Below are 22,459 nucleotides of genomic sequence, written 5' to 3'. Positions count from 1 at the left end.
TCATGCTCAAACAAAAAGAGGAGAAGAACATGGCTGAACACGTGGAAATCGTCGAAATGGCAGCGCGTGACGGCCTGCAAAATGAGAAGCGTTTTGTTCCGACAGCCGACAAGATTGCGCTGATTGATCGCCTGTCCGCTTGTGGCTATTCCCGTATCGAAGCAACCAGTTTTGTCAGCCCCAGATGGGTGCCTCAATTGGCCGATGCGCAAGAGGTGATGCGCGGTATCCACCGTGCGGGCAGCGTCCGCTATTCGGTTCTGGTGCCGAATATGAAGGGCTATGCGCTTGCGGTGAGCGCCAATGTTGATGAAATTGCCGTCTTCATCTCTGCCTCCGAGGGCTTTTCCAAAGCCAATATCAATTGCACGATTGCAGAGAGCATTGAGCGGCTGGCACCAGTGATTGGTGCAGCCATCAATGATGGTCTGGCCATTCGCGGTTATGTCAGCTGCGTTGTCGAATGTCCTTATGATGGGCCAACTGCGCCGCAGGCGGTTGCAGAAGTCACCGAGCAACTCTTTTCGCTTGGCTGCCACGAGGTGAGCCTTGGTGACACAATCGGGCGCGGCACGCCTGAAACAGTGAGCGCCATGCTCGATGCCGTGTTGAATATCGCGCCTGCGCACAGTCTTGCCGGTCACTATCACGACACCAATGGCCGTGCGCTTGATAATATCCGGGCCAGTCTGGAAAAGGGGCTTCGGGTGTTTGATGCATCGGTGGGCGGACTGGGGGGATGTCCGTTTGCACCGGGTGCCAAGGGCAATGTCGATACGCTGGCAGTCGCGGACATGCTGCATCGGCTTGGCTTTGAAACCGGCCTTGATATTGAAAAGCTGAGATCGGCAGCGTTGTTTGCGCAAGCGTTCACGCAGGATAAGGCTGCATGAGCGCGTTCGAAACCTTGCAAATTGCGCTTGATGAGCGCGGTGTCGCGACACTGACGTTCAATCGCCCCGAGCAGCACAATGCGCTTTCCGGTCTTATGATCGATGAGCTTTTCAACGCGACGCTGCAACTGGCAGATGATGACGCGGTGCGTCTCGTTATTCTGACCGGCAGCGGCAAAAGCTTTTGCGCAGGTGGCGATCTTGGCTGGATGCAGGAGCAGGTGAACGCGAACCGCTCTCAACGAATAGAAGCGGCGCGCAAACTGGCACTGATGCTCAAAGCCTTGCGCGATCTGCCGAAGCCTCTGATCGGGCGGATCAATGGACAGGTTTTTGGCGGTGGTGTCGGGCTTATCAGCGTTTGCGATGCAGTGATCGGTGTCTGTGATGCGCGTTTCGGGTTGACGGAAACCAAGCTTGGCCTGATCCCGGCAACCATCAGTCCCTATGTGGTTGCGCGGATCGGACAGGCCCATGCACTGAGAACGTTTACCTCGGCACGATTGTTTGATGCAATGGAAGCAAAGCACATTGGATTGCTGCATCACGTGGTCGAAGCAGAGCAACTTGATGCTGCAATAGAGCGGGAAATCAAACCCTATTTTTCGACTGCACCCAATGCGGTCGCAGCGTCCAAACGGCTGGTGCACGCGCTCAGTGCACCGATCGACGAAGCGGTGATCGAAATGACACTCACCCGTCTCGCCGACACATGGGAAACGCCAGAGGCTGCGGAAGGAATCGCGGCCTTTTTTGCAAAGCAAACACCACCATGGAAGAGAGGAGGATAAGCATTTTTTGGGAGGCAGTTTTCGTTGTAGTTGCGGGTACTTGGCCCCTTGCAATCGGAAGCTGGAAATGCATTCTTATTACATCATGAAAGCGTGCTGCCGTTCTGGAGCATGTTTCCGAAAGCGCAGATGCAATTTCGGATAATATTATGGCTCTGGTACCCCAAAAGGGTGATGGTGCGGCGCGTTTTTGGATTGACCCTTTAAGATCGTATGATTGAAATAAAAGGGAGGGCCCGGCAAAGCTGCAGCGCATATGCGCTACGATTTGACCGGCATGGGTTGTCTGGGGCCATCGGGAAAAACGGGGCCTCACCAAAGGAGAAAAAGAATGAACCTCAAGCTTCTTTCCAGCGTAGCCTTTGCCGCTACTCTCGGTTTTGCCAGCGCTGCTTATGCAGATATTACGATTGGCGTTGTCGCACCACTCACAGGTCCGGTTGCCGCCTATGGCGACCAGGTCAAGAAGGGTGCGGAAACCGCTGTTGAAGTCATCAACAAGAATGGTGGTATCAAAGGCGAAAAGATCGTTCTGAAGTTTGCCGACGATGCCGGTGAGCCAAAACAGGGCGTTTCTGCGGCAAACCAGCTTGTTGGTGATGGCATCAAGTTCGTCGTCGGCCCGGTCACGACCGGCGTCGCGATCCCTGTTTCCGACGTTTTTGCGGAAAACGGCGTTCTTATGGTTACGCCAACTGCAACCGGTCCTGATCTGACGTCGCGCGGCTTGGAAAACGTGTTCCGCACCTGCGGTCGCGATGATCAGCAGGCCGATGTCATGGCCGCCTACTTCCTGAAAAACTTCAAGGACAAGAAGGTCGCCATCGTTCACGACAAGGGCGCATATGGTAAGGGTCTCGCAGATTCCTTCAAGGCTGCAATCAACAAGGATGGCATCACCGAAGTTCAATACGATTCCGTCACCCCCGGCGATAAAGATTTCAGTGCTCTGGTATCCAAGCTGAAAGCCGCTGGTACGGAGATCGTTTATTTCGGCGGTTATCATGGTGAAGGCGGCCTTCTGGCCCGTCAGATGCATGATGCAGGTTTGAATGCCCTGATTCTTGGCGGTGAAGGTCTGTCCAACACCGAGTTCTGGGCGATTGGTCAGAAGAATGCTGAAGGCACACTCTTCACCAATGCTGTTGATGCAACGAAGAATCCAGCTTCCAAGGAAGCCGTTGATGCGCTGACAGCCAAGAACATTCCGGTTGAAGCATTCACCATGAACGCTTTTGCCGCTGTTCAGGTGCTTGCAGACGGTATTGAACGCGCTGGTACGACGGAAGATACCGCAGCTGTTGCCGCAGCACTTCGCGATGGCAAGCCAATCGAAACGGTTATTGGTAAGCTGACCTATGGCGAAACGGGTGATCTTTCATCGCCAAGTTTTGACGTTTTCAAATGGGAAGACGGCAAGATCGTTGGTCTTGATTGATCAGCCATTTGCAATTGACGAAAACGCCGGGGATCAAACCCCGGCGTTTTTGTTTTGCGAATAACAGTTGAGGCTTTTTATGAGCTGGGAAAACCAAGCTCTGCTTCGATGGCTTCAAAAGTGTCATCCATGGCGCGGGTCGGGCTGAACGGAAGTGCGAAGTGACCGTAGGCGATCGACATCTGTCCTTCGGCTTTGCGCTCGCCGCCTTTGGCAACCGCAGCAATGTAAAGGGCAGCGGCAAGCCCGGTTCTGTCCGATCCTGCTTTGCAATGAAGAAGCACTGGCTTTTCCGCTTGCTGCATCAAAGCAATGAGCGCGCGTGTTTGCTCTTTGCTGAGTTGTTTGCGCGATGACATCGCATAATCTGCGTGTTGAATTCCAAGCGCCGTAGACGCTGCAACTTCGTCATCGTACCATTTCGAACCCGGCTCTGCGCCACGCAGATTGATAATCGTTTTGATGCCATAAAGCGTCTTCAGCTGTGCAATACGCGATGGATCAGGCTGATTGGAGCGATAGGCTTGCCCTGCGATGATGGTGTGGACATTGCCTTTATACTGAATTGTTACCAAATAGCCACCAAGAAAACTCCCGCCAATCAACATGCTCAGAACAAGTATCCTGACAAAACCAAGCGAAAAAAGCGCATGTTTTTTGAGGGGGTGCATAATTGTTCCTTAGTAGAGGTTTCTAATGTGATATAAATTTACTTTTTTTTACTTGAATTCCCTCTCTTATATAGTACGATTGCGACATAATGTTGAAAAGTGTAATTTTATATTTCGTTGCGTAGTGTTTTCCAAGATTGACACGACTGAGCTTGCCGGAAGAGTGAGAGCGTCCTCCCGGACTGCAATTTCATCTCGAACGGCTGATAATGGTAAGCTTCGGTTAACCATAGTGGTTTAGTTTATTTGTATCAAAATGGGGCATTTAGCGGAGCAGGTTTGATGCAGCGCTATAGATTTGACGACAAAAAAGTTTTGATCGAAGCCATAGTCGAACTTCTTAACAGAGGTGTCGAGCCGGATGAACTTGATCTGGTACTCAGCCGGATTGGTCCGGTGGATCTCGATCTGATGCGGCAGTGTTTGATTGAGGTCTGGAACTATAATCATCCGGAACCTGTACAAACACCGATGGCAGCTTGATCAAAGCGCATCCCGAAAAGGGAGAATGCGTTTTCGGACAGAACACGCGTGAGCGCGCGTTGGGTTTTCGCGTGTTGTGATCGCAAGGAGCTCTGGCAAAGGTTAACACGTGGCCTATGGGCGACCGACGGGCCTATATGCTGGGCATTGCGCTTTCAGGTTATTCTTTTCGGGCTTTTGATGGATTTCTGAAGACTGTCACAATCCTGAAATGCAACAATGCTAAATCTAAATTCGTATCGGGAATTCATTCGGTGATGCGACCACGGATGTAATGGCGCAAACCGAATGAAAGCGGAAGGTCGGGTTCATCCCGGCCTTTTTCGTTTTGCAGCCCGAAGGAAACACTTCACAGCTGCCGGATCTGGAACTAGTCTTGCGCAGCGTTTCGTGAGGAGGCAATCAATGATACGCCATATCGTTCTTATTCGGTTCAGATCGGATGTCGAACCCGCGCAGATAAAAGCCGCTCTTGATCAGGTGGTCGCTTTGCGGGGCAAAATCGACGGCATCGTTGCGATTACAGCGGGTAAAAATAACAGTCCCGAAGCGCTCGAAAAGGGATTTAAGCACGGCTTTGTTGTCGATTTTACCGATGCAGCGGCGCGCGATGCCTATCTTCCTCATCCTGATCACGTGGTCGTTGGCGGAAAGCTTGTCGAACTGGCCGAAAATGGTCTCGATGGTATTCTTGTGTTTGACTATCATTGTTAAAACAGAAGTCCTCCGACCCCCATTTTTCCCAGATCGTCTGAATCAAGCCTCACACCCGCCATCAAGCGATCCAGTATCCAGTCGAGGCTGTTTTCGCGCGCACTGCGTGCGGATCCGGGCGCGACAATAATATATTTCTCCCCAAGCTTTGCCAGAACCAGAAGATTGCCCGGATCAACCGGCATACCAATACGCAAAATCTCGCCACCCGAAGCGAGAATTGCGCGCGCGACAATGTCCGCTTCATCTGCGATGGAAGAGGCGCTGACTATGAGGATGAGATCGCACGCATGCCGGAGTTCACTGATTGCCCGCATGAGCGCATCTTGCGCATGAACCACGCGGTGTTCAGCCCCCACTGATCCGTGATTATGCTCAATGCGCATGGAAATGAGCTTGCGTGTTTTGTCGAGGACTGAATCGCGTATGGACGGCAATTGAGACTGGATAATCCCGACCGTCATGGCCTGGAACGGCCTCACATCCAGAATATTTTGCGGGGCTGCTGGCCAGCGCAGGTTTTCAATCAGCTTTGCTGGTATCGCAAAGGGAATGATTTTAACGCTCGCAACCATCTGGCCACGCTGAACGCGGCAGTCATTGCGCAATGTTGCAACGGAAATACGCGGATCAAGCAGGTTTATGGTGTCAATGGCAGTTGCTTGCGCGTGAAACAGACCGTCATGACGGGCAAACAGATTGATACGCCCTGTAACGGGCTTTCCCGCTTCTATATTCTCTGAAATGAGCAAATTTCCGACGGCAAGCGCTGCTTCATCTTCCCTGATGTCGTCGTCTTCGAGGCGTGCTGCAAAGACATGCGTGATGCCTTGTTTTTGCAAAATATCGAGATGGTCGCGGGTTAAAACGGTGCCTTTACGAAAGCTGTGTGCACCTGACGTGATTGCATAGGCAAGCATTGCCCCTTCAGTTTGTTCAATCGGCCAGTTCCCAAATATCATGTGTTTTCCGTCAAAGCATTTCCAGCAAAAGTGCGCAGCGGTTTTGCGTAGGATAATGCGTAGCGCAAAAGATCATTTCCAGCAAAAGTGCGCAGCGGTTTTGCGTGGGATAATGCGTGAGTAAAAGATCATTTCCAGCAAAAGTGCGCAGCGGTTTTGCGTAGGATAATGCGTAGCGCAAAAGATCATTTCCAGCAAAACTGCGCAGCGTGCAGGCCGTAAAGTGCGACCAGAGGATCCTTTGTGATCCCGCTATGATGCTTTGGCTCCTGTGTAAAACAAAAAGAATGCGCGCTCTGGCGATGATAATGGTCGGGGATACTTCCAGATCATGGGCCTGCAAGTTGAATTGGTATTATTAAAAGCGATTCGCGAATCGATTTGCGTTGAGTGAATGGCAAAATTTATGGAGTTATTTTAAAATTTGTGTTATTGACAATATTGTCAACTGTTAAATGTTGTTATAATTAAGTTGCATTATATAAAATAATCTACATTAGTATTGTTTAATCTTCATGAATTCTTTTGTGTGGTATCTTTGTTTAAGGTTCAGTTACGGTCAGTTTAACGCTGGGTATCGTCTTGAATTTTTTGATTTTAACTTGTAGAGAGCCGCCGACGGGAATTGGGTTTGTCCAGTTTGATTCCGGATGGGTCGATTATGACTCACAAAGCATATGCAGCCGCGACATTTCGATCCAGTACATTTTCAGTCTGGCGCGTGACAAACAGCTTTATTCGTTATAACGGTACCTTTGAAATTTTCAGAACTTACCGAAATCTAGGAAATGACGAATGCACCAGAGCTGAAGTTCTGTGTGCAGGATGGAAAGACAAATGAAACACGGCACCCCCCGGACGATCATTTCGTTCGCCGTCTTGGCCCTCACGGCGTTCCTCGCCGGCTGCGAGAACCAGGTTCTGCTCTCTCCGAAAGGAGAGATCGGTTTGGCGGAACGCGATCTCATCTATTTTGCGACTGGCCTTATGCTGCTGGTCGTGCTTCCGGTCATTGGCATGACGCTCTATTTCGCCTGGAAGTACCGCTCCACCAACGAAAAGGCAGAGTATCTGCCGGACTGGCATCATTCCAACAAGATTGAAGCGGCTGTCTGGCTTATTCCTGTCGTTATTATCGTTTTGCTTGGCACTGTGACATGGATCTCAACGCATAAGCTTGACCCTTACCGTCCGCTTGTCTCAGACGTGAAGCCGGTCAATGTTGAAGTTGTCGCGCTGGACTGGAAATGGCTGTTCATTTACCCGGATCTGGGTGTTGCATCGGTCAATGAAATGGCGATGCCGGTTGATGTTCCTGTGAACTTCAAGCTGACATCCAGCAGCATTATGAATTCCTTCTTTATTCCGCAGCTTGGCAGCCAGGTTTACACCATGCCGAGCATGCAGACGCAGCTGCACCTGATTGCAAATCATGAGGGCGTGTTTGACGGCATTTCTGCTAATTATAGCGGTCAGGGCTTTGCCCAGATGCGCTTTAAGGCGCACTCGCTTGATCAGGCCGGTTTTGACAAGTGGGTTGCCGATGCCAAGGCGTCCGGTCAGGAACTGACGCGTGAGCGTTATGCTTCGCTGGTTCAGCCAAGCGAGAAGGCTCCGGTTCAGTTCTTTGCCTATAATGACAAAGCGCTGTTTCATAATATTGTGAACCGCTGCTGGGATGGCAAATCGGTTTGTCTTGATGATCTGATGCATCAGGAACAGATGGTGCGTGAAGCCCGTGCAGATTTGCGCAAGTCTTCGCCCGTCGATTTCAGCCAGTGGGCAAATGACATTCTTTGTCTGACTCAGCCGCAGCGTATGACGCAGCTTGAAAACTGATTTGCCGATGTAGCTGGCCCCGGGCATTTCATCCGGGGCTTGAGCTGCTGATCGCACTCCAATCGAAGTAAGAATAGAAATGTTCGGAAAACTTACGCTCGAAGCGATTCCCTATCACGAGCCTATCATCATGGTCACACTGACCGCGATAGCTGGTGGGGCGCTCGCTATTCTCGCAGCCATTACCTACTATAAGAAGTGGGGCGTTCTGTGGAGCGACTGGCTGACCTCTGTCGATCACAAACGTATCGGCATTATGTACATTATTCTGGCTTTCGTGATGCTGTTCCGCGGCTTCTCGGACGCTGTTATGATGCGCGCGCAGCAGGCAATCGCCTCCGGCGCCAATGAAGGCTTCCTGCCGCCGCACCACTATGATCAGATCTTCACCGCGCATGGCGTGATCATGATCTTCTTCGTCGCGATGCCTTTCATTGTTGGCCTGATGAACTTTGCCGTACCGCTTCAGATCGGTGCGCGCGACGTGGCTTTCCCATACCTCAACTCGTTGAGCTTCTGGCTCACGGTTGCCGGTGCCATCCTCGTTAACATTTCGCTTGGTATCGGCGAATTCGCAAAGACCGGCTGGCTGGCTTATCCGCCGCTTTCAGGTCTTGAGTTCAGCCCGGATGTCGGGGTGGATTATTATATCTGGGCCTTGCAGATTTCCGGTATGGGGACGCTGCTTTCGGGCGTGAACCTCATCACCACCATCATCAAGATGCGTGCGCCGGGCATGGGTATGATGCAGGTTCCGGTTTTCACCTGGACCGCACTCTGCTCCAACGTTCTGATCGTGGCTGCGTTCCCGATCCTGACTGTGACGCTGGCACTGCTGTCGCTTGACCGTTATCTGGATTTCCACTTCTTCACCAATGATGCTGGTGGCAATCCGATGATGTATGTGAACCTGATTTGGATCTGGGGTCACCCGGAAGTCTATATTCTGGTTCTGCCGTGCTTCGGCGTTTTCTCCGAAATCATTGCCACTTTCTCCGGCAAGCGCCTGTTTGGCTATGCGTCGATGGTTTATGCGACCGTTGCCATTACCATTCTGTCGTTCCTCGTCTGGGTGCATCACTTCTTCACCATGGGTGGCGGTGCAAGCGTCAATGCCTTCTTCGGCGTTGCGACCATGATCATCTCGATCCCGACAGGTGCAAAAGTCTTCAACTGGCTTTTCACCATGTATAAGGGGCGTCTGCGCATCGAAACGCCGGTCATGTGGACGCTCGGTTTCATGTGTACCTTTGTTGTTGGTGGTATGACGGGCGTTCTGCTTGCTGTTCCGCCTGCAGATTTCGTGCTGCACAACTCCGTGTTCCTGATCGCCCACTTCCATAACGTGATTATCTCGGGCGTTCTGTTTGGCTGCTTTGCCGGTCTCATCTACTGGTGGCCAAAGGCGTTTGGCTTCAAGCTGCATGAAGGTCTCGGCAAGAAGGCGTTCTGGTGCTGGCTGGTTGGCTTCATCATGGCCTTTATGCCGCTCTACGTGCTCGGCCTGATGGGCATGACACGCCGTCTGAACCATACGGAAAACCCAGCCTGGCATATCTATCTGATCATTGCAGCAGTTGGCGTTGCGATTATTCTTTGCGGTATTGTCTTCCAGGTTCTCCAGATCATGATCTCCATTCGTGATCGTGAAAAGCTGCGCGTCGTCAATGGCGATTCATGGGGCAACGGACGTACGCTCGAATGGTCGATTTCGTCACCTCCACCATTCTACAACTTTGCTGAAGTTGCGCATGTGCGTGATCACGACAGCTGGTGGGATATGAAGCAGAACGGTTATGTGCGCCGCACTGAAAACTTCGCCCGCATTCATATGCCGAAAAACACAGGCACGGGCTTCATCATTGGTATGCTCTGCATTCCTCTGGGCTTTGCGCTGGTGTGGCACATCTGGTGGCTCGCAATTGCTGCAGCTGTTGGTGTTCTGGCTGTCGCCATTGCCCACTCTTTCAACAATGACAGGGACTATTATGTCTCGGCCGATGAAGTACAGCGCGTCGAAGACGCCTATACGCGGCAACTGAATGCTCAGGAGGTCTGATCCATGAGCGCTACCGTTCATACGGCTGCACCATTTACGGGCGGCAACGAGCATCCGGCTCACGAAGATCATCATGATGCAGGGTCGACCACACTGGTCGGCTTCTGGATCTACCTGATGAGTGACTGCGTTCTCTTCTCGGGCCTTTTTGCAACCTACGCCGTTCTGGCGCATCAGTTCGCGGGCGGCCCGACTGGCCGTGAACTGTTCGATCTGCAGTTTGTTCTGACAGAAACGATGATCCTGCTGGCGTCTTCGCTGACTTATGGTCTGGCGACGCTCTCCATGTTCAGGAACAATCGTGCAGGCGTGCTCTTCTGGCTGGGCGTGACTTTTCTGCTCGGCTTCGCGTTTCTTGCGATGGAAATCTATGAATTCCATCACCTGATCGTTGAAGGTGCAGGTCCAAGCCGCAGCGCATTCCTTTCGGCCTTCTTTGCGCTGGTTGGAACCCACGGTCTGCATATTACCTCGGGCCTCATCTGGATTCTGGTGCTTTCCGCCCAGCTTCTGCGCGATGGCCTGACTGAAAAGAACCGGACGCGCGTGATGTGCTTGAGCCTCTTCTGGCACTTCCTGGACATCATCTGGATTGGCGTCTTTACCCTTGTCTATCTGCTGGGTGTATTGTGATGAGCTCTGGACACGAAACACACGATCAAGCCGCGCATGGCAGCCTGAAGTCGTACCTGATTGGTCTGACACTGGCGATCATCCTCACCATCGTTCCGTTTATGCTGGCAATGAATGGCTACTTCACGCCGGCAACGACCGCAGCGATTGTTATCGGAATGGCCGCCGTTCAGATCGTGGTGCATCTGGTTTACTTCCTGCACCTTGATCCGAAGTCAGAAAATGGCTGGAACATTCTGGCGCTCATTTTCACGGCCATCATTCTGGCGATTGTGCTGGCTGGCTCCATCTGGGTCATGCATCACCTCGATACCAATATGATGCCGATGTATATGACGCCGGGCGATGTGCGTAATCTGCCGTAAGTGAATTTCAGGAGGCTGGCTCGTGCTGGCCTTCTGTCTCCTCTTAACCAGGTCTGACGGCCCGGTTTTGCGGCTTTTTTCCTCCCTCTCCCCCTTAAAAAGCCGCATGGCGCCCCGGTCTTTGCCGGGGCGCTTTTGGTTTGTTTGAGGCAGTTCCCGAAAAAGGGAAGCTGGCTTTCGCAACAGCACGGATGCGAAGGTGAAGACAGAGCATTTCCAGCAAAAGTGCGCAGCGGTTTTGCGGGGGATAATGCGTGACGGAAAACAGACAGGACGTTTCTAACGGATGGCCTTAAAAGGAAATGGGCGCGATGTGCCCTTTAAAGCAAATAATGAATGTATAAAATTTTAGTAAACTTATTATTATACTGTAATATTCATCGTTCTTTGCATTCAAATAGACGTTATAGTTTGCTAAATATTGGTCACTATTGCTTTTGTCCATAATTTGGGCTATATGATACACAATGGTTTTCTTTGTATTGCATTTCTACAGTTGCATATTTGGAGAATTATCGATGTTTCTATTTAAGAAACGACTTAATAAAAAGCTTGTTCGCGCATTCATTTTTTCGTCTGTACTCTTTGTTCCTGCCGTGGCTTTTGCTGTGCCTGCGACCGTGACTGCGACTGTAAATGTCCGCAGTGGGCCGGGCGTCAATTACGGGCGGCTTGCCGCATTACCGGTTGGCCTCCGGGTGGATGCGGGCCCATGTCGAGGACGCTGGTGTCAGGTAAACAGCGGTGGTTATCGTGGCTGGGTTTCAGCGCGTTTCATAAGCTTTGGCGGCTATGTGAGGGGGCCAGTCTATCCGAACCGGGCCTATCTTAACCCTGTCGATCCTTATAGCGCCTATCCATCGGGATATTATCCTTCCGGTTCAAGCACCACTGTCATCATTGGCGGTGGCGGCTGGGGACCGGGTTACGGCTGGGATCGCGGTTGGACCTCGGGATGGCCTCCCTATTGGGGATGGCGCGGAGGTCACGGCGCATATCCGGGTTGGCGTCATGGCTGGGGACCGAGATACGATCCTTATGCCGGCTCTCACCGGGGATGGAATCCCGCCTGGGGTGTTGGTCCTGCCAGAGGTCCGCACTGGTCAGGGCGAACTGCCCCTTACCGGATTGGGACAGGTGTTCGCCCTCAATTCGGCAATATGCGCCCATATCACTCCGGGCGCTGAACCGGCATAACTTATTTCATATCAGGTCATTCTCCTCCTCCCCTGACCATGACCTGAGACGCGGCCTGCCGGATTCCCTCCCTCCGGCGGGCCGCATTCATTTTATAATGTTAAAACGCGCCATTAACTCTCCATTGACTCAATCTATTCACAATAGGGGATAAATGACTTCGGGCTTTGCAAGGAGGTTTGTGATTCTCGTCTGAGCCCGAAATGTCATACCGCATCTGGGTTGAAGCTTGGTCTTCCCACCACTCTATGCTAATCCCTGAATCGTCCTGGGATTGTGGGGGAGGACGAAGCGCTACCGAGGCGGTCGTCAAGGAGCGCGCATCCCGAAAAGTGTAAAACAGTTTTCGGATAATATGCGCATGAAACGAATGTTTAGAGTGTTGATCTGATACAATCAGATTGAAATACGCTCTGGAACCCGGACAGTAACGTGTATGACTAGGCGTAACAGGACGATACAGGGAAGAAGTCTCATTGTACTCGCATTGGCGGTGCAATTTGCTTCAATGACCGTTTCGCCCGCTTTGGCATTCGAAATCTTTGGTATACGCCTCTGGGGTAAGGACAAGAGCGTCGACCCTGATATTATTGATCCCAAAAGCTATTCGGTTGAGGTCAACGCTGTTGGTAATCGCAAGAATGCCGATGGCAGCGATGCTGATCTTAAATCCGTTATAGAAGGGGCCTCCGGCCTTGTTTCCGACGAACAGACGCCTGCATCGGGTTCTGCGGGCCTTCTGGCGAAAGCACGGGGCGATTATCGCCGTATTCTGGCAGCACTCTATGGTGAAGGTCGTTACGGCGGCACGATTTCCATCAAGGTTGATGGCCGTGAAGCCAATGATATTCCAGTCGATACCGATATTCCAAACAATGCGAAGATCGATATTTCGGTTGATCCGGGTCCGCAGTTTTTGTTCTCGCGCACGGCCATATCCAATATCGCACCGCCGCCTGCAGACAAAAGGGAACAGGTGGAATCGGTCGAAAAGGCCGGTTTTGCTCCTGGTCAGGTCGCCCGTTCAGGCACCATCCTGAAAGCCGAGCGGCTGGCGGTCGAGGCATGGCGTCAGCAGGGCTATGCCAAAGCCAGGATCACCAAAGAAGACATTGTTGCCGATCATGATGGCAATAGGGTTGCTGCCGATATCGGGCTTGATCCGGGCAGAAAGGCTTATTACGGCCCCGTCAGCGTGGTTGGTACTGCGCGCATGTACCCGCAATTTGTCGCCTGGATGACCGGATTGAAGCCGGGTGAGCAATACAGCCCCAAAGACATCGAAGATGCAAAAAAGCGCCTTGGTCGCATGGAAGTCTTCCGCTCGATGAATTTTGAAGAAGCCGAAAAGATTGGGCCGGATGGCAGCCTGCCAATGACGCTCAATGTTCAGGAGCGCAAGCCACGCCGCTTTGGTTTTGGTGCCGAGTTTTCCACGCTCGACGGCTTTGGTGTCACCGGTTACTGGATGCACCGCAACCTGTTCGGGCGCGGCGAGCGCTTGCGTTTCGATGCCAAGGTCAGTGGTGTCGGCGGTTCACAGGACAATTCCTTCGATCCGTCCAATTACACCTATACGCTTGGAACGAGCTTCGCAAAGCCCGGCGTTTACACGCCTGACACGGATTTCGTTGCCGCCCTTGATGCCAAGCGCGAAGTGCTTGATGCCTATACGGAAACGTCGATCAATGCGAAGACCGGCTTCACGCAGATTTTCAGTGATGAGCTTTCCGGCGCGCTTTATGCCAAGGCAAGCCATGGGCGCTTCGATGACGATTATTTCGGAAAACGCGAATTTACGACAGGTGGTCTTGAAGGCAATCTTCTTTACGATGGCCGGAACAACAAGCCCGATCCAAGCTCGGGTGTTTATCTGGAAGGCAACATTCAGCCCTTCTATGAGTTCCAGCGTGGCAATTTTGCGACCCGCTTCACGGCGGAAGGACGCGCTTATTACGGCTTTGGTGCCACAGACCGCGTTATTCTCGCTGGCCGCGTGAAACTTGGCTCTGTCGTTGGCGCCGGTATTGCGGATATCCCACCCAATCAGTTGTTCCTTGCAGGTGGTGGCGGCTCAGTCCGCGGCTATTCCTATCGCAGTATCGGTGTTCAAACAGCGACTGGCGACACGATTGGCGGGCGCTCGCTGGTTGAGGCATCGGGTGAAGTGCGTACGCGTGTCACCGATTCAATTGGTGTCGTGGGCTTTGTCGATGCAGGCTATGTCGGCGAACAGTCCTATCCGGATTTTTCAGAACAAATGCGCATAGGCACGGGCCTTGGCCTGCGTTACCTGACAGGGCTTGGGCCGATCCGTCTCGATGTTGCTCTTCCGCTTAACCGCCGCTCGGGCGATCCGAGCTATGCATTTTATGTGGGCATAGGACAGGCGTTTTGACCAGATTTCTAGCACTCTTGGCCTTCATTCTCTTCGCCATTCCAGCGCTCGCACAGCAGCCGCAGCAGGAAGAGGAGAAGTCTTATTTCATTTCTTTTGTGGAGAGCAAACTTTCCGCGCCCAACCGTCGTATCCAGTTTTCGGGTCTGAGCGGACTTTTGTCGTCTGAGGCAAGTGTCGGGCAGATCACGATTGCTGACCGCGAAGGCGTTTGGCTGCGCATTGAAAATGCAAAGCTCAACTGGAGCCGCACGGCGCTTTTTACCGGCCGTTTGAGCATTCAGTCGCTGGTGGCTGAACGCATTGATTTCATTCGCAAGCCGTTGCCGGACAACAGTCTTCCATCGCCGGAATCATCGACTTTCAGCCTGCCGGAACTGCCGCTGTCGATCAATATTGATAGTCTTGATGTCGCTCATCTGTATTTTGGTCAGGAGATTTTCGGGCTGCAATCGGAAGTGTCGCTGAATGGAAGTCTGTCGCTGGCGGATGGCTCGCTGAATTCCACGTTCGATATCAAGCGTTTGGATGGTCCGGGTGGCAATTTTGCCTTGCGCGCAGCCTATGCCAATGCCGATCAGAAACTTGATCTTGATCTGAAAGTGAGCGAGCCTGCCAATGGTATCGTTGCCAATCTGCTCAATATTGAGGGATATCCGCCTGTCGATCTGACGCTGACGGGCAATGGTACGCTTGATGATCTCAAGATTGATCTGGCCCTTGATACCAATGGCAGCCGCACGCTGACGGGTGGCTTTACACTGGTGCGCCGCGCTGATGGACGTGTCTTTGCCACACAGATCAATGGCCCGATTTCTGTTCTTGTCCCGCCTGCTTTCCGTGATTTCTTTGGTGCCGATACGGCATTGACTGCAAATGGGCTTCTGAAAGATGGCGGCGGGTTCCGTCTTGATGATCTTGCACTCAATACGGCTGCGATGAAGATCAAGGCTTCTGCTGAATCCGACACGAGCGGCTTTTTGAACAAGCTGCGTGTGGATGCAGATATTCGCGATGACAGCAAAGGTGAAGTTTTGCTGCCGGTCAAAGGTGCGCAAACCACGATCAACAATGCGACGCTGCAAATCGCCTACGGTGATCGTCCGACCAATGATTGGACGGGTAAGCTTGCGGTTTCCGGGTTTAAAAATGCCTCTGTTTCGGCTTCCAGCATCGCCCTTGATATGGGGGGGGGGGCTGAAAATCTGAATGATGCAACGAACCGCCATATCACATTTAACGTTGATGGCGGTGTAAGCGGCATCAACGCGCCCGATCGGAAAATCGCCGAAGCTTTGGGTGATAAAATTGATGTCCTGATCAATGGTGGCTGGCGTTCCGGTTCCCCGGTACAACTTGAAAAGGCTGGTATTGAGGGCAATGGCCTGAGCCTTGAGCTAAACGGCAACATCGATGATTTCATCTTCAACGGCGATATTCTTGCAAAAATTGCAAGCCTCGCTCCTTATGCGGAACTGGCCGGGCGCGATCTTGCGGGCAGCATCGATGTGAAGGCCTCCGGTAAGGTTAGCCCCATCAGTGGTGCTTTTGATCTCAATCTCGATGGCACGGCGCAAAATATGCGCACCGGTACGCAAGCTGTCGATAATATTCTTGATGGCGAAGTCCGCATGAGCGGCGGAATTGCCCGCAGTGCGGCAGGCTTTGCTGCACGCGATTTCCGCATTGGAAATGCGCTAAGCGAAATCACCGCCAACGGCTCTTTTGCATCTGATAAGGCAGATTTCGATTTCGGTGTCATGCTGTCCGATATGAAGCTTCTGTCTGACAAAGCCTCAGGCCGCATGACGATCAAAGGCAGCGCGCGCGGCGATGACAAGCTGATCGCACTGGCGCTGCGCGCCGACGCACCACAGGGAACACTTGCTGATCGCAAGCTCGCCGACGGCGCGCTCGATTTCAATGCGTTGCTGGATGGCAATGCCACAACAGGCGCATCGCTTTCAGGCAAGCTTGCAGGCAGCGCACTTCTCAATGGCCAGAAGATCGATCTTGGCACGCTCATCGATATCGTCAATGACGAGAAGCGCCTGACCAATCTCGTGTTCAATGCAGGCGGCACACATGTTTCCGGTGACGTGACGCAGAATGCCAAAGGTTTGCTTGCGGGCCAACTCATGGTTGATGCGCCTGATATTTCAACCGCAGCTGCACTTTTCCTTGCTGATGCGACGGGTTCCGCCAATGCCGACATCACGCTTGATGCCAATGGTGAACGCCAGAATGCAACTGTCAACGCCAAGGCCAATGGTCTGAAAATCAACGGAAATCATATCGCATCTGCAGATATTGCCGCAAGCGCGCAGGATCTGTTCGGCGTGCCGGTTGTCGATGGAACGGCCAGCGCACGCGATATTCTGGTTGGCACTTTTGGAATCGACAGTTTTGATGCCAAGGCCAATGCAACAGGGACAAAGACTGATTTTACCGCGAGCACCAAGCTCAAGATTGGCACTTTGGCCAATGCATCCGGTTCGCTTGAGCCAAAAGATGGCGGTTTTGAACTGGGGCTTGCTTCAGCTGACGTGAAACAGGGTTCGCTTTCAGCCGTGCTTGCTGCACCCGCAACCATTGCCATGAAAGGCAGCGATATTTCTTTCGGCGATATCATCGTCAATACCGGCGATGGACAGGTCAAGGTGAATGGTGCGATTGGAGAAAGCCTTGATCTTTCGGTTGCACTGAAAAATCTGCCGCTGGCGCTGGCCAATACTTTCAAACCCGAACTTGGTCTTGGCGGTATCGTTAACGGTACGGCGCGCGTTACCGGTACGCGCGAGAATCCGAATGCCACTTTTGATATTTCTGCGCGTGGTGTGAGCGCAGCGCAGCTTAAAGATCAGGGTATTGCGCCGCTTGATGCGGATGCAAAGGGCAGTTCTGACAGCAATCGTTTGAATGTCGATGCGCATGTAAGCGGCGGCGGCGGTATTGATGTCACCGCTAAGGGCGGCGTCCCGCTTGGCAAAGGCGAGCTTGCAGTTGATGTCAACCTGACCAATCTTCCTTTGGCAGCACTCAACGGCGCGGTAAAAGGACAGGACCTTGCAGGCAATGTCACCGGCACGGCACGGCTCACAGGACCGCTGACCAATCCGGCAGCCCAGTTTAATCTGCGTGGTACAGGCCTGGCTGCAAAGCCGTTGCGTGACAACGGACTTGCGCCGTTAAGCTTGCAGGCTGCGGGTAATTACGCGGCCATGGCGGTTGATATTTCTTCTTTGAACGTGGATGGTCCGCAGGGTCTCAACATCACAGCCAAAGGCAAGGTGCCGTTTTCGGGGCAGGGGCTTGGCGTAGATGTTTCGGGCAATGTTCCGCTGGCGCTCGCCAACCGTTTCCTTGCTGATCGCGGTTCGCAGGTGAGTGGTACACTTTCGCTGACAGCCAATGTTTCAGGTGGCTTTGACAGACCGCAACTGCGCGGTATGTTCTCGACATCGGGTGCGCAGTTTATCGATCCAGAAACCAATGTCCGATTGAACGCCATCAATGTGATGGGGGCGATGGAGGGTGAGACAATCACGCTCCGTCAGGTCAATGCGACCTTTGGCAGTGGAGGTAAGATTTCCGCAAGCGGTACGATTTCGACAAATGCGAGCGCAAATTTCCCGGCCGATATCGACATCAAGCTTGATCGTGCGCGGTATGCTGACGGCAAGCTCGTCGTTGCCACTGTGAGTGGTGGCATTTCGATCACCGGGCCATTGATGCGTGATCCACTGATTGCTGGCCGTATCGATGTTGAACGTGCAGAAATAACTGTGCCAGAAAATCTGGGCGGTGGCGCGGCCTATGTCCCTGTACGCCATATCAACACACCGGCAAATGTTCTTAAAACGCTGGAGCGTGCCAAGGTTGAGACACGTCGTGGCAGCGTGCCGACACCAACGTCCCGTCCGACGGTTCCGCGTCTTGATGTGCTTGTCAACGCACCCAACCAGATATTTGTCCGGGGCCGGGGTTTGGATACGGAACTTGGCGGTCGCGTTCGTTTGACCGGTCCAGTGACAAACATCCAGCCTGTTGGCTCGTTTGATCTTATTCGTGGCCGCATCGGAATTCTCGGCCAGCGCATTACCTTTGATGAAGGTCATGTCACGCTGGTCGGTGATCTTAATCCTCAGCTCAATTTCGTTGCCCGCAGTGAAGGGGATGACATTACGGCAATTGTGACGGTGACGGGTACGGTTGATAATCTGAACATCGCATTCTCCTCCTCGCCGGAATTGCCGCAGGATGAAGTGCTGGCGCATCTGATATTCAAGCGTTCGATTGGTGAGTTGTCAGCCTTCCAGATCGCCCAGCTTGCGGCTGCGGCTGCCGAGCTTGCGGGTGGTTCGAATAATTCGCTCATGAGCAAGCTGCGTCAGGGCACGGGGCTTGATGACATTGATGTTGTCACCGACAGCAAGGGGCAGACTGCGGTCCGTGCAGGTCGTTATATTCGCGATAATATTTATCTGGGTGTCGAAGCGGGTTCTGCTGGCACGACCAAAGGAACGGTTAATCTGGACATCTCCCGCAATCTCAAGGTCAAGGGTGCTTTGGGATCGGAGGGTGACTCCAGCGCCGGTATTTTCTACGAAAAAGATTATTGATCGAAAATGCGATCAAAGGCCGGGCATATCCCCCGGCCTTTTTTCTACCCACTGTTGCGCCCCCGGTTTTTTCTTAACGTTTGCGCGAGGTGTTTAACGCTTCCTCAACCATAAAGACGCAAATTGTTCCCAGCGTAAGAAGGTATTTTGCCGTATTTTGAGTTGGGCGAATTGTATGTCGAAACTGACTGAAAGATTAAGCCGCCGTCATTTTCTGATGGGCACTGGTGCTGCGATGCTGGGCGGTGTTGCAGGCTGTTCGCAAAGCATGGATATGTCTGCATTCCAGATGAATGTCGATCCAATGTCGACGGGTGGCATCACGCCGATGCGTCCGCAGATCAGCATTGATAAGAATATTACCACGCCGGATGTGATGTATGCTTCGGTGCAGGAAGGGCCTTATGCGCTTCCGGCAATTCCCTATCAGAAAGTACCGAAAGAGTTCCGCCGGCAGATCGTACCCGATCCGACAGGCGAAGCGCCGGGAACGATCGTTGTCGTTACCAAAGATCACTTTCTTTACTATGTCTTGCCCGGTGGCGAAGCGCTGCGATATGGCGTTGGCATCGGCAAGGCAGGCTTTGAATGGCAGGGCCGCGCCAATGTTCAGTATAAGAAGCAATGGCCGCGCTGGACGCCGCCGCCTGAAATGATTCAGCGCCGACCGGACCTTGAGAAATACCGCAATGGTCAGGAGCCGGGTCCACAAAACCCGCTTGGGGCGCGTGCGCTTTATATCTTCCAGAATGGTCGTGATACGGGTTACCGCATCCATGGCTCGCCGGAATGGTGGTCTATTGGCCAGTCTATGTCCTCAGGCTGCATCCGCCTGATGAACCAGGACATTATTGATCTTTATAACCGTGTTCAGGGAAAAGCGCCGATCATCGTGAGCTGATCGCAATAGGTTTGAAGCAAAAAACAGAGCGCGTGCATATCAACAATGCACGCGCTCTCATGTTCGACCGGACGGACTGGAGGCGTTTCGCCCGGTTGATCGGTCTTCTGTTTACTCGTAATGAACAGGCTTAGACGCACTGTCGGCAAAGGCGACAAGGCGGGAAAGTTCAAACTTCATGCTATCCACCGATGCATGGCGTTTTGCAGGCGCAGTGATATCCTGTGCCATCTGTGTCGATACCGCTGGCACCGCAAAGGCTGCTGTGGTGAGCGCAATGGCTGCAACAAAGCCGAGGCGTCGTTCGGTTCTGGCTTGCATGTTGGGTCTCCTCGTGCCGCTTTGCGCGGCCTAAATCAAAAAAATCCTACGCAGCGTTTTTCACATCAGTGAAAGGTCGCGCGCCGGGTTATGCTCAAAGCACTGTCGATGGCATGGATGGGTATTGGCAGCAAAGTCTGTCCGAAATCCGCCAATGTGTCGGCAAAATTGCGCGCGGCGTCTGCCACATCATTGCACCGTCGTTTGCAGGCAATGGCCTCAAGACAGGTATCGAGCAACAAGCCATCCTGATTTTGAATGCCGGAGATAAGACCGAGTGTCAGGCACTCTTCCCGGCAAACATGGTGCGAATCGAATGGAAAGGCGCGCAGTGGGCAGCTGGCGCAATGGCGCAACACGCGGATAAACTGCGAAAGTTCGCCCACAGCCCGTTTTGCTTCTGACGCGCCAAGCACTTCCGCATAAAGACCCCAGGTCATTTCCCATGGAATGATTGAGCCGGTTTCAAACCCCGCAGTCCAGCGGCGGTAGCCCTCAAGCACCAGCTTTTCCGGCAGGCGGTCATAATAGCCCACGCTGTTGGTGCCATTGAGTTCGGAGATACGCATATTCATTTGCGCCTCCGTTCAGAGGTATAAACAGCCAAACCGTCTCGCTGCTTATGATTTGCGAGGCGTTCTGTTTCCCCTCGCACATTGCAGTATCCGGTCGGCAAAAGATGAAGTTGCCACGGCAATCCATCTACATTTGCGAACCGGCATTCACTGACACCGATCATCGGGTCCTCCAATCGAACGGGTTCAAGGCCCAAACATCAAAGGCTGCACAAAATAACTCAACTGCATAAAAGCTGTAAATTGATCTGGAGTCAATTACTCATCTTTTATAAAAGTGAATTATTTCAATAGTGTAGAATTATTCTAGACTATTGAACTCATGTTTATAGCAATAGCCGAAGAACGCAATCGCTACAATTGGGTAGCGGTTGCGGCAAACGGGCGCATAAGTCGTCTATGTACCCGTCTTTTCTATTCAGAGCGTGTCGCGCTTAATCCTGCCCGATACGCACGCTCTATCTTCTTGTTTTGACGCATGTCGTTCTCTGATCGTAGCGGGAATGGAAATCAGTCCGGTAGACTGATTTCCCCGCAAAGGCGGTTCCCACTTTTTCGCGACATGCTTTAGTGGTTTGAATGGTCGTCAGACTTACCGCTTTGCGCAGTTACCGGAAACTCCACATCGACCTTCCCGGCTTTTGCGAATTCAAGCGTCGCGGAAACCTTGTCGCCTTCCTTGTAAGGATGCTCGGGCTGAATGAACATCAGGTGATAGCCGCCCGATTTCAGCGCAACGCTCTCGCCTGCGGGAATATCCAACCCGTTCTTGAGCGGGCGCATTTTCATGACCTGATTCTCCATGGTCATTTCATGGATTTCAACGCGCTTGACGCCGGTCGTTGTAACGCCGACCAGCGTGTCAGCCTCTTTGCCGTCATTTTTGATGGTGAGGAAACCACCGGCAACTTTCGCGCCGGGAACCATGGCACGGATAGAAGGTCCACTGATGCTGATATCACCCACCTTGATTGCAGCCATGGCATGATCGCCATGATCTGCATGTGTGCTGCTGCTCGCATTGCCGTGCATATCATGTCCGGCATGTTCGTCGGCACTTGCTGCGGCCAACACGCGAAGCTGTGGCGCTGGATGCTTGAGATCATGCGGGTTCTGACCATCCTTAGCAATGTCTGTCCAGGCCACGGAATCATCCGTTCCGCAGAATTGCGTCACAGGGAAGGAAAGCGTTGTATCCTTGTCGAATTTGGCAAGCTGGCCGACAACCACGAATTCGTCATAGAAGTCGCTTGGCAGTTCGCCTTCGCTCCATGTCACCTGTTTAAGGCCTGAGGTCACATCCTTGCCATGGACCTTGTAGCTTTGGGCATAGTCGCCTTTGGCTGTTTCGATCTTCCAGCCAGCCTTCGGCTGTGGCTGTGCGGAAACAAATCCTTCGGGAAGCTCCACTTTGACAGCAGTGGTCGCTTTGCCATCACAACCATGCGGGATGCGGATAATCGCCTTGTAGCGGCTGCCAGCCATCGCTTCGCTCTGATCAAGCGAGGAATGGGCATTGACGATTCCCGCGGAAGCGCAAAGGGCAAAAAGCGAAATGGCGGATGTAAAAAGACGAGTGTTTTTCATTGTTTCAAAC

19 protein-coding genes are annotated in these 22,459 nt (G+C 52.7%); 13 read left to right on the top strand and 6 right to left on the bottom strand.

Annotated elements, in window-relative coordinates; translation table 11 throughout:
- Nucleotides 1-29: 29 nt before the first annotated feature.
- From VBH83_RS00750 to VBH83_RS00740, 3 genes are all read left to right on the top strand, one after another.
- On the top strand, nucleotides 30-893 hold the full coding sequence (locus VBH83_RS00750) for a hydroxymethylglutaryl-CoA lyase (protein ID WP_265982624.1): 864 nt from the start codon (nucleotides 30-32) through the stop codon (nucleotides 891-893).
- On the top strand, nucleotides 890-1,684 hold the full coding sequence (locus VBH83_RS00745) for a crotonase/enoyl-CoA hydratase family protein (RefSeq protein WP_396995946.1): 795 nt from the start codon (nucleotides 890-892) through the stop codon (nucleotides 1,682-1,684). Before VBH83_RS00750 ends, VBH83_RS00745 begins: the two co-directional genes overlap by 4 nt.
- Nucleotides 1,685-2,015: 331 nt before the next feature.
- Entirely contained in the window at nucleotides 2,016-3,122 is a 1,107-nt protein-coding gene (locus VBH83_RS00740; RefSeq protein WP_265982626.1) for a branched-chain amino acid ABC transporter substrate-binding protein, read from the top strand.
- Between the two features lie 77 nt (nucleotides 3,123-3,199).
- On the opposite strand, the gene VBH83_RS00735 is transcribed toward VBH83_RS00740, so the two are convergent.
- Nucleotides 3,200-3,730, bottom strand: coding sequence for a tyrosine-protein phosphatase (locus tag VBH83_RS00735; protein WP_396996096.1), 531 nt, complete (start codon nucleotides 3,728-3,730; stop codon nucleotides 3,200-3,202).
- Between the two features lie 345 nt (nucleotides 3,731-4,075).
- Between VBH83_RS00735 and VBH83_RS00730 the strand changes: the two genes are divergently transcribed.
- Both VBH83_RS00730 and VBH83_RS00725 read left to right on the top strand, forming a co-directional pair.
- Nucleotides 4,076-4,276, top strand: coding sequence for a hypothetical protein (locus VBH83_RS00730; protein ID WP_265982628.1), 201 nt, complete (start codon nucleotides 4,076-4,078; stop codon nucleotides 4,274-4,276).
- Between the two features lie 405 nt (nucleotides 4,277-4,681).
- Nucleotides 4,682-4,990 (top strand): Dabb family protein, encoded by a 309-nt coding sequence (locus tag VBH83_RS00725; RefSeq protein WP_265982629.1) that lies wholly within the window; start codon nucleotides 4,682-4,684, stop codon nucleotides 4,988-4,990.
- Here VBH83_RS00725 and VBH83_RS00720 read toward each other — a convergent pair.
- Entirely contained in the window at nucleotides 4,987-5,952 is a 966-nt protein-coding gene (locus VBH83_RS00720) for a molybdopterin-binding protein (RefSeq protein ID WP_265982630.1), read from the bottom strand. The two genes, VBH83_RS00725 and VBH83_RS00720, sit on opposite strands and share 4 nt — an antisense overlap.
- Nucleotides 5,953-5,962: 10 nt before the next feature.
- Nucleotides 5,963-6,295 carry a hypothetical protein gene (locus VBH83_RS00715; protein ID WP_396995943.1) on the bottom strand — a complete coding sequence of 111 codons (333 nt, stop codon included), beginning with the start codon at nucleotides 6,293-6,295 and terminating at the stop codon, nucleotides 5,963-5,965.
- A gap of 494 nt (nucleotides 6,296-6,789) precedes the next feature.
- Between VBH83_RS00715 and cyoA the strand changes: the two genes are divergently transcribed.
- The 8 genes from cyoA to VBH83_RS00675 all read left to right on the top strand — a co-directional run bounded on the left by cyoA (nucleotide 6,790) and on the right by VBH83_RS00675 (nucleotide 19,966).
- Nucleotides 6,790-7,791 carry a ubiquinol oxidase subunit II gene (cyoA, locus tag VBH83_RS00710; protein WP_265982631.1) on the top strand — a complete coding sequence of 334 codons (1,002 nt, stop codon included), beginning with the start codon at nucleotides 6,790-6,792 and terminating at the stop codon, nucleotides 7,789-7,791.
- Nucleotides 7,792-7,870: 79 nt separating this feature from the next.
- Nucleotides 7,871-9,850 carry a cytochrome o ubiquinol oxidase subunit I gene (gene cyoB, locus VBH83_RS00705; RefSeq protein ID WP_265982632.1) on the top strand — a complete coding sequence of 660 codons (1,980 nt, stop codon included), beginning with the start codon at nucleotides 7,871-7,873 and terminating at the stop codon, nucleotides 9,848-9,850.
- Nucleotides 9,851-9,853: 3 nt separating this feature from the next.
- Nucleotides 9,854-10,483, top strand: a complete 630-nt coding sequence (cyoC, locus tag VBH83_RS00700) for a cytochrome o ubiquinol oxidase subunit III (RefSeq protein ID WP_265982633.1) — start codon at nucleotides 9,854-9,856, stop codon at nucleotides 10,481-10,483.
- Nucleotides 10,483-10,848 (top strand): cytochrome o ubiquinol oxidase subunit IV, encoded by a 366-nt coding sequence (gene cyoD, locus VBH83_RS00695; protein WP_265982634.1) that lies wholly within the window; start codon nucleotides 10,483-10,485, stop codon nucleotides 10,846-10,848. The genes cyoC and cyoD overlap by 1 nt, the downstream gene beginning before the upstream one ends.
- A 518-nt stretch (nucleotides 10,849-11,366) precedes the next feature.
- Nucleotides 11,367-12,035, top strand: a complete 669-nt coding sequence (locus VBH83_RS00690; protein WP_265982635.1) for an SH3 domain-containing protein — start codon at nucleotides 11,367-11,369, stop codon at nucleotides 12,033-12,035.
- A gap of 446 nt (nucleotides 12,036-12,481) precedes the next feature.
- Complete coding sequence (locus VBH83_RS00685; protein WP_396995939.1) at nucleotides 12,482-14,443, top strand: autotransporter assembly complex family protein; 1,962 nt, start codon at nucleotides 12,482-12,484, stop codon at nucleotides 14,441-14,443.
- A complete protein-coding gene (locus VBH83_RS00680) occupies nucleotides 14,440-19,065 on the top strand; it encodes a translocation/assembly module TamB domain-containing protein (RefSeq protein ID WP_396995937.1) in 4,626 nt (1,541 codons plus the stop codon). Before VBH83_RS00685 ends, VBH83_RS00680 begins: the two co-directional genes overlap by 4 nt.
- A 175-nt stretch (nucleotides 19,066-19,240) precedes the next feature.
- Entirely contained in the window at nucleotides 19,241-19,966 is a 726-nt protein-coding gene (locus tag VBH83_RS00675) for a L,D-transpeptidase (protein ID WP_265982638.1), read from the top strand.
- A 111-nt stretch (nucleotides 19,967-20,077) separates the two neighbouring features.
- On the opposite strand, the gene VBH83_RS00670 is transcribed toward VBH83_RS00675, so the two are convergent.
- The 3 genes from VBH83_RS00670 to VBH83_RS00660 form a co-directional block, all read right to left on the bottom strand.
- Nucleotides 20,078-20,287, bottom strand: a complete 210-nt coding sequence (locus tag VBH83_RS00670; protein WP_265983893.1) for a hypothetical protein — start codon at nucleotides 20,285-20,287, stop codon at nucleotides 20,078-20,080.
- 65 nt (nucleotides 20,288-20,352) lie between these two features.
- Nucleotides 20,353-20,862, bottom strand: a complete 510-nt coding sequence (locus VBH83_RS00665; RefSeq protein ID WP_265982639.1) for a hypothetical protein — start codon at nucleotides 20,860-20,862, stop codon at nucleotides 20,353-20,355.
- Between the two features lie 567 nt (nucleotides 20,863-21,429).
- Complete coding sequence (locus VBH83_RS00660) at nucleotides 21,430-22,449, bottom strand: DUF1775 domain-containing protein (RefSeq protein WP_396995934.1); 1,020 nt, start codon at nucleotides 22,447-22,449, stop codon at nucleotides 21,430-21,432.
- Nucleotides 22,450-22,459: the final 10 nt, after the last annotated feature.

Source organism: Ochrobactrum sp. S1502_03 (genome assembly GCF_044435015.1).
In the GTDB taxonomy this organism is placed as follows: Bacteria; Pseudomonadota; Alphaproteobacteria; order Rhizobiales; family Rhizobiaceae; genus Brucella; species Brucella chromiisoli.
Note: the sequence above shows the minus strand (reverse complement) of the source record. Positions and strands in the feature narration are given on the sequence as shown.